The following is a 6286-nucleotide window of genomic DNA, read 5'->3' as shown; positions in this document are numbered from 1 at the left end:
GCTGTGATGCTAGCCGCTAATTGGAGGGTGGTGCTGTAGTTGTTGCTGGACGAATGTTTGAATTCATATAGACGCTCTAGTTTTTTTCTCATTGCAATTAAGACTACAATAATTGCGTCTACTCCAGGCATTGGTGTAAGTACTTCTATTGCTTCTATACTTGTAATCGATTGATTGGCATGTCTCGTAGAGTAAACTGCTACGATAATCCAGTCGTTGAAAACTTCTTCATATCATGAAAGAGAATTGTGGAAGCACTTCATCATTTGAAACTTTTGTTTTGGTAGTTTTGAATATATAATTCACCGTACCAAATATTGTAATTCCGAAATAAAAAGCACTTGTTGCTTTTAGTCGGCAATCAAGTGCTTTAAGTTCATCTGCTTATTAAGTAGGATCATTTGAGGGGATTTTCAATTAACTTTACAATATCTTTAAAACTTACGAATTCATTAGTTTCATGTTTATTCCATTTATTTATATTCTTAGCCCACTAATAGCTATCTCGCCTAGTTATTGTTCTTATATTCAAAAGAATTATCTCTCTTCTTTGCACAAATATAAGTATTGGCCAAACTCAGGGAATGTATCCCAATTTCTAGATACATCATCTTTTTTCTCTCGCTCTTCTACTTCTCCAGTTTTAGAATCTTTTTGCTCCATAGCAATATGACCATTTTCTTGATACCCCAAAATCATACTTTTTAACTGTATATCCCCGTCATATTCCCAATACATTATTGTCCTTAGGAATAGTCTATTATCTTCTTTAACAATAAAATCGTAGTGTAAATATTTACGAAGAAAATCATCCAAAAAACTTACCGATACCCATTTCTCAGTGACATTTACTAAATACTTTGGCTGCTCTCCATCATTGAGAACAGCAGTATAAGAATGTCGATTTCTATGAAGTATCTTGGCTGCATTCTCATCAATAATATTCCAAGGCTTCTTCTTTATATTAGACCACTTATCACAATAATAAATTTCCATTAATTATACACCTTCCCATTAATATCACGAATAATAATCCCTTTCTCATTCGCCTCTTCAATAATTTTTTGTGGAACTGGTTTTGTTTGTACAGGGACTTCCAAAATTAATTCTCCATCTAGTCGACCACCTTTTAAAGCATTAGGATTAAAATTACCTGAAGAAATTTCTGAACCGTAAGAATACTTTTTAGTAAACTCACTTAAATAACTTAATGCCGTCTTTTCTTTTACTTCAGCCAATTGGATAAATTTCCTCGAGACAATTTCTTCACCTGGAATATAAGAATCCACAACATATTTCTTCCCATTGTTTTTTCACAAAATCGGGTATTGACTTCTTTTTAGATAGTGTTTTATCCGTGCCCTTACTACCATCTTTAGCTTTCGCAAACTTATAATAAGCTTCTATTAATATACGTTTCAATACAGGGTCTGGTGGTGATTTAAGCGTACTTAAAGATTCTCCTCTGATTCCTTCAAATTCAACATTCGAATTAACTAGTGAAGGTGTCTGATTATACCTTGCTTCATAAGAACTAGCAAAATCAGTTTATCTAAAAGCAGGTGGAACTTCAGCCTCTTTATTTGTATTATAAAGTAATTCTTCAAGCAAACTAATATCTTTATTTTCCATTACACCTTACCACCTTACTGATATTTACTTATTTTGTATTTCCAATTGTTTTAGTTTTCTTTCCCAAAGTTCTACTGTTGCACCTTGGCTTGGATACAATGGTAAACCATCCCCCTGTAATTATAAAAAAGCACTGGTTGCCTTTAGTTGACAATCAAGTGCTTTAAGTTCATATGTTTTTAAGTAGCATTAATTTTGTAAGTTTTATGTAACAGTATGACACCTTTTATATGTCGTGACAACGAATACGTTAAAACTTACGAGTTCATTAAATTCATGTCCATTCCATGTGTTTATATTCGTCACCCAATAAAATGTCATCTCGCCTAAACTCGTACTTCGTTTTCTATTCTATCATTGCACACAATACTCTATGATGGTACAACCATCATGAAGTATGTATTTTCAAATACCTTATTATTTTTAAGTCAAATGCAAATATACTTCAGTATTCGTTTCTGTATATGTGCTTATGCACATTTAATTTTAGCATCACAAGCTTAGTCGTTCTCATAAATAAAAACAGTTAGTTTTATTTTCCTCTCTCTTCAATGTCCTGTATTATTACCCAATCAATACCATCTTCCAACTCATTTTCAAGTTCTTCTAACAACTTAAACCCTTCTTGTTCAATACCAGCATCATACCCATAAACTTCAAAATATCTTTTCTTATATTTTGTATACCAATAATATTTACTGTACAATATGGTATTTTTATCTTCTTTTCCCACTAAATCTATTACATTATTAGTAAAGAACTCATAATAACTTAAAAATCTCTTTATTTTTTCATCACTAATATCCTTTCTAACGACTAAATTATATATGGGGTGAATAATTAATTGATTCATTCTGGGTAGCTTCATCACATCCTCTATGGAAAATGTTCACATTATATTATGAATACCACTCATCTTCAGAAAATTTCTCGTCATCTTGATTAGGCTTTAAATTGTATATGTCTATGAAACTTTTTATTTCTGATCTCAACAACACCAGATCCTTGCCCCTATGGTTATTCCAACTCATATCAACCTCTAAATTAATATCCAGCTCCCGACACCATTCAATAAAATCATACATGATCATTGTAAAACAAACGTTAAATTTATGAACCGATACCCAAATACCTATTCTTCCATCTCTAAGATTTTGTTGTCGTAATTTTAAATCTCCATCTAAGAACCACTTAGTATGTTGTTGCTGCTTCTCCTCAAACATTCATTTGTATCCTCCTATTTTTGTATAAACCTGTAAGCACATCCATTGCTGGACTTGTTCTTATACTACCTTTAGTTTTTGATAAATGTATTGGTTTGACATACGCGTCATCAACATTAAATTTATTAACTACCCTTTTGACTTGTTTAAAAATATCATCAGCAACGCTGGTTAGATTACCTCCCCCCTCTTAAACTCCCATAGGAAAGTTCTCCCCATGGGGTAAGTTATTACCGTTTACCAAAGAGGGTCTCTCTTTCCAATGAGGCTACATTTTCGAACTATAATCACTTCTTAACAACTACTAATCTACCTCTATTATTTATGTCCCTTTGGTTTCTGCACAATCATTAATGCTTCTTTTTAATACTCATCTTCAAATAGACAATTATATATAGTAACACCTGTTTCCTTTAACTCTAACGAAACATCCTCCACTTCAATACTCAACGTTTCTTTATCAAGATTCTTTATTCCGTGACTATCTAATAATTTTAAAATACTACTTTCTATTTTCTTAGATTCATCATTGTATGGCGAGGACTCTTCAACTAGATCGATTGTGCCATTAGTGTACCTACATCTAAAGTATTTAACCACTGCATATGGCGCAATTGCCGAAATCATTAGCATTACATAATTAATTTCTGATTGCTTCCGAACGTATTCACTGAATTCTACACTACCAAAACGAAATTTCACATCTAGTGGTAGAAGAATGTAAGAAAAACATGTTGAATAACTAAAATCAGTAATATTATCAACGCTTATATTTGGTATTTTATTAATTTCTCCATCCAAAAAATGTTTATCAACAAATTTTCCCAAAAGATATTGAAAATCCCCTTGCTTATATAACTTATTAACAACTTTTAGTATTTCATCACTCATAATCATTCCCCTTTATTGTACAGGATATCCATGTATATTTCCTTTACCATCCATATGAACCTTTCCCCTTGTCTCTCCATTTCCCCCTACTCCCCACTGCAATTTGGTTAAGACATTATTCCCCTAACCAGGGACATGTTTACCCTGTTTTCCAGCATCAACATGTCCTTGACTTGCTAGTTTATCATTTTTTCCAATGTTCCCTGCTACACTGGCTCCCTTACCAACATCTCCCCTACCTCCACCAGGAGACTGAATTTTCCGAATAGAATCCTTAGCATTTTGAATCGATTTATTCCAAACAAATCCACCATGTGCAAAAAGACTAGCCCCAGCAGCTGTTGCTGCTATATCTAATGGAATAACAATTGGTGACGCTAATCCGCCAGTTCCTACTTCTGCGACGATAGTTAAGAAATTAGATCCGCCTATGAGCGAAATAGCTTCAAACATTTCTACAAAAGACCCGGCTATTTAATAATATTGTCCTGCTTTTTCTAATGTTTCTTAACGTTGAAAAACATACTATGTAGCAGCAAATAAAGCCTATGTGTATGTGCAATACGAGGTACAAAAAAGAATTCGCTTAAATAATAATTTTCAATTTAAATCAACAAAAGAGACCTCAAATGTGAAGTCTCTCTTGTTGATTATTTTCCATAAGTAACTCGCCATTTATTTGTTTATTTTAAGACAGATAACATGGTTCATTCAAATATATATCCTAAAGAAAAAATTTTTCCTGCCGTCATAATCTAGTAGAATAGATTCAATTAATTCTTATTAATTGCGATAAACTCACTAGGAATCTCATCTGCTAACCAAACTTTTTCATTTCCTAAATAAAATTTAACGCCTTCTTCTCTAGCTTTTTCAGTATTAACTTCTAAAATAATAGGATGCTTATCTTTTCTTTTCCCCACTAATTCAGCAGTTACAATATCTTCAGAAAGATGGACATATTGTCTAGACATAGGTGATAGCCCATTTAATTCAATAGAATTTAAAAAGCGGGGAGATGTACCATGATAAAGAAATTTAGGTGGAACGCCTTCTTCCTTTACTATTTTCATGGGAATAGAATGTCCATACAACGCACGAATTTTATTTTCTTTTAGCTCATGCCTTTTTTTCTCAGATTTCTCAATCATTATTTTTAAATCTTCTATCTTCACATCGCTCCATTCAATGGATTGATGAAGTGCGTGTAAAAGCTGCTCAACAGACACCCAGCCATTCTCATCTAACTCCAATTCGTATTTCCACTGAGCATGACGTAAAGCATAAGATACTTCTTTACTTAAATTTGTATAGAATTTTTGTTTATTCAATTTCTTCACTCCGATTGTAATCAATCATTTCTTTCATAGCAACTTCGACCCACTCCCAAAAATCATCAAACTCTTTTCTTTGTTCAAAACCTTCAGAAGCAAAATCATGAATAAGTTGAACTTTACTTCCTTTGCCAATTTCAAAACACGCAATATCATCGTTGTCATCTCTTCTAGCAAAAGGAATTAAATTTCTTTTTGGATATCTTTCCTTTAAATCATGATACCTTCTAGTAGCCTGTTCAGATTCAATTAAATACCATACATCAAAATCAACTAAATTCAATTCCACGAATTTTTGGTAAGATTCAGGATATACATATATATCTTTATCAACGTAATACTTTTCCATAGCTATAGCACTTCTTTCTATTTCATTTTTTCTAACTCAAATGAACCCATTGGATTATTATTTCTAAAACTAGTCTTTTGCTTTAGAACTCTTAAGTCTAGAGCTTCTCCCCAAGTTCTAGGTACTCACTTTTTAGTTGTAAATCTATCAATCAGGTTTGTTGGAAGTGGATCTTTATAGTTTCTAATAGTTGCTTGAACTTCTATTCCAACCTCTCTAGCTGCAGCAATATTGTCTTCCTGCTCTTGTAAGTTCAATTGTTGTTCTTGCAAAGTAAATTGTTTCATCTTGGTTTGCCAGCTTGTACTTCTATAATCTCTTGAGTTCGTCTCATTGTTTCTTTAAAGAGTCGACATTGATTTCTATTAGATATCCTAAGTACACTCATACTCTCATCTGCCTCTTATTCTTGCAACCAATTTCGTACCACTGATGAACACTCTTTACAGGTGTTAAAAACATAGAAAAACCTTGATTGGCATATATGCCAATCAAGGTCTCAGTTTATATACCACCTATTATTTACACATTTCTCTTTCCCATACTCTTTTTCCGTCAGTTAAAAACACTGCACTTGGCGGATCATCATAGAGAGAAATTTCAACCAATGAACTTTTTTCTTGTTTTAGCCAATTATATACAGTACCTTCGTTTGTATTAGGTCGAGATAAAATATTATTTACTCTAAATACAGCTGCATCATATTCTGTATAATTTATATCATCCTCATCTAGTCCATTGTCTGTTTCAAAAACTGTATCTAGTTCTCCAATAATCCTCAATCCACTTTTCCATTCTAATATCATGTCACTATGTTCATAATTTATTAATGTTCCAATTAAAGAATCGTACCCCAT

The 6286-nt window shown here is 32.6% G+C and carries 8 protein-coding genes and 3 pseudogenes; all 11 read right to left on the bottom strand.

The features are described from left to right. Positions 1 to 176, bottom strand: a pseudogene (locus tag DN394_RS30005) (T7SS effector LXG polymorphic toxin); the annotation flags it as partial. A gap of 361 nt (positions 177 to 537) precedes the next feature. Next, on the bottom strand, positions 538 to 996 hold the full coding sequence (locus DN394_RS27950) for a hypothetical protein (protein ID WP_149294437.1): 459 nt from the start codon (positions 994 to 996) through the stop codon (positions 538 to 540). 2 nt (positions 997 to 998) lie between these two features. After that, positions 999 to 1410 (bottom strand): annotated as a pseudogene (locus tag DN394_RS29915) (hypothetical protein); the annotation flags it as partial. 754 nt (positions 1411 to 2164) lie between these two features. Then, the gene (locus DN394_RS27935; RefSeq protein WP_229143359.1) at positions 2165 to 2485 is read right to left on the bottom strand and encodes a hypothetical protein; all 321 of its coding nucleotides are present in this window, start codon (positions 2483 to 2485) and stop codon (positions 2165 to 2167) included. 46 nt (positions 2486 to 2531) lie between these two features. Further along, complete coding sequence (locus DN394_RS27930) at positions 2532 to 2855, bottom strand: hypothetical protein (RefSeq protein WP_149294436.1); 324 nt, start codon at positions 2853 to 2855, stop codon at positions 2532 to 2534. A gap of 363 nt (positions 2856 to 3218) precedes the next feature. Further along, positions 3219 to 3746 carry a hypothetical protein gene (locus DN394_RS27925; protein ID WP_001278745.1) on the bottom strand — a complete coding sequence of 176 codons (528 nt, stop codon included), beginning with the start codon at positions 3744 to 3746 and terminating at the stop codon, positions 3219 to 3221. Between the two features lie 230 nt (positions 3747 to 3976). Further along, positions 3977 to 4220, bottom strand: a pseudogene (locus tag DN394_RS29910) (hypothetical protein); the annotation flags it as partial. 299 nt (positions 4221 to 4519) lie between these two features. Continuing rightward, positions 4520 to 5077, bottom strand: coding sequence for an RNA 2'-phosphotransferase (locus DN394_RS27915; protein ID WP_098953434.1), 558 nt, complete (start codon positions 5075 to 5077; stop codon positions 4520 to 4522). After that, a complete protein-coding gene (locus DN394_RS27910) occupies positions 5070 to 5429 on the bottom strand; it encodes an SMI1/KNR4 family protein (protein WP_000417647.1) in 360 nt (119 codons plus the stop codon). The genes DN394_RS27915 and DN394_RS27910 overlap by 8 nt, the downstream gene beginning before the upstream one ends. A gap of 125 nt (positions 5430 to 5554) precedes the next feature. Continuing rightward, on the bottom strand, positions 5555 to 5716 hold the full coding sequence (locus DN394_RS29640) for a hypothetical protein (protein ID WP_242474882.1): 162 nt from the start codon (positions 5714 to 5716) through the stop codon (positions 5555 to 5557). A 231-nt stretch (positions 5717 to 5947) separates the two neighbouring features. Then, complete coding sequence (locus tag DN394_RS27900; RefSeq protein ID WP_000540188.1) at positions 5948 to 6286, bottom strand: hypothetical protein; 339 nt, start codon at positions 6284 to 6286, stop codon at positions 5948 to 5950.

Source organism: Bacillus sp. BB081, assembly GCF_008368895.1.
GTDB classification, from domain to species: Bacteria; Bacillota; Bacilli; order Bacillales; family Bacillaceae_G; genus Bacillus_A; species Bacillus_A wiedmannii.
This window is presented reverse-complemented; position numbering and strand designations above follow the sequence as displayed.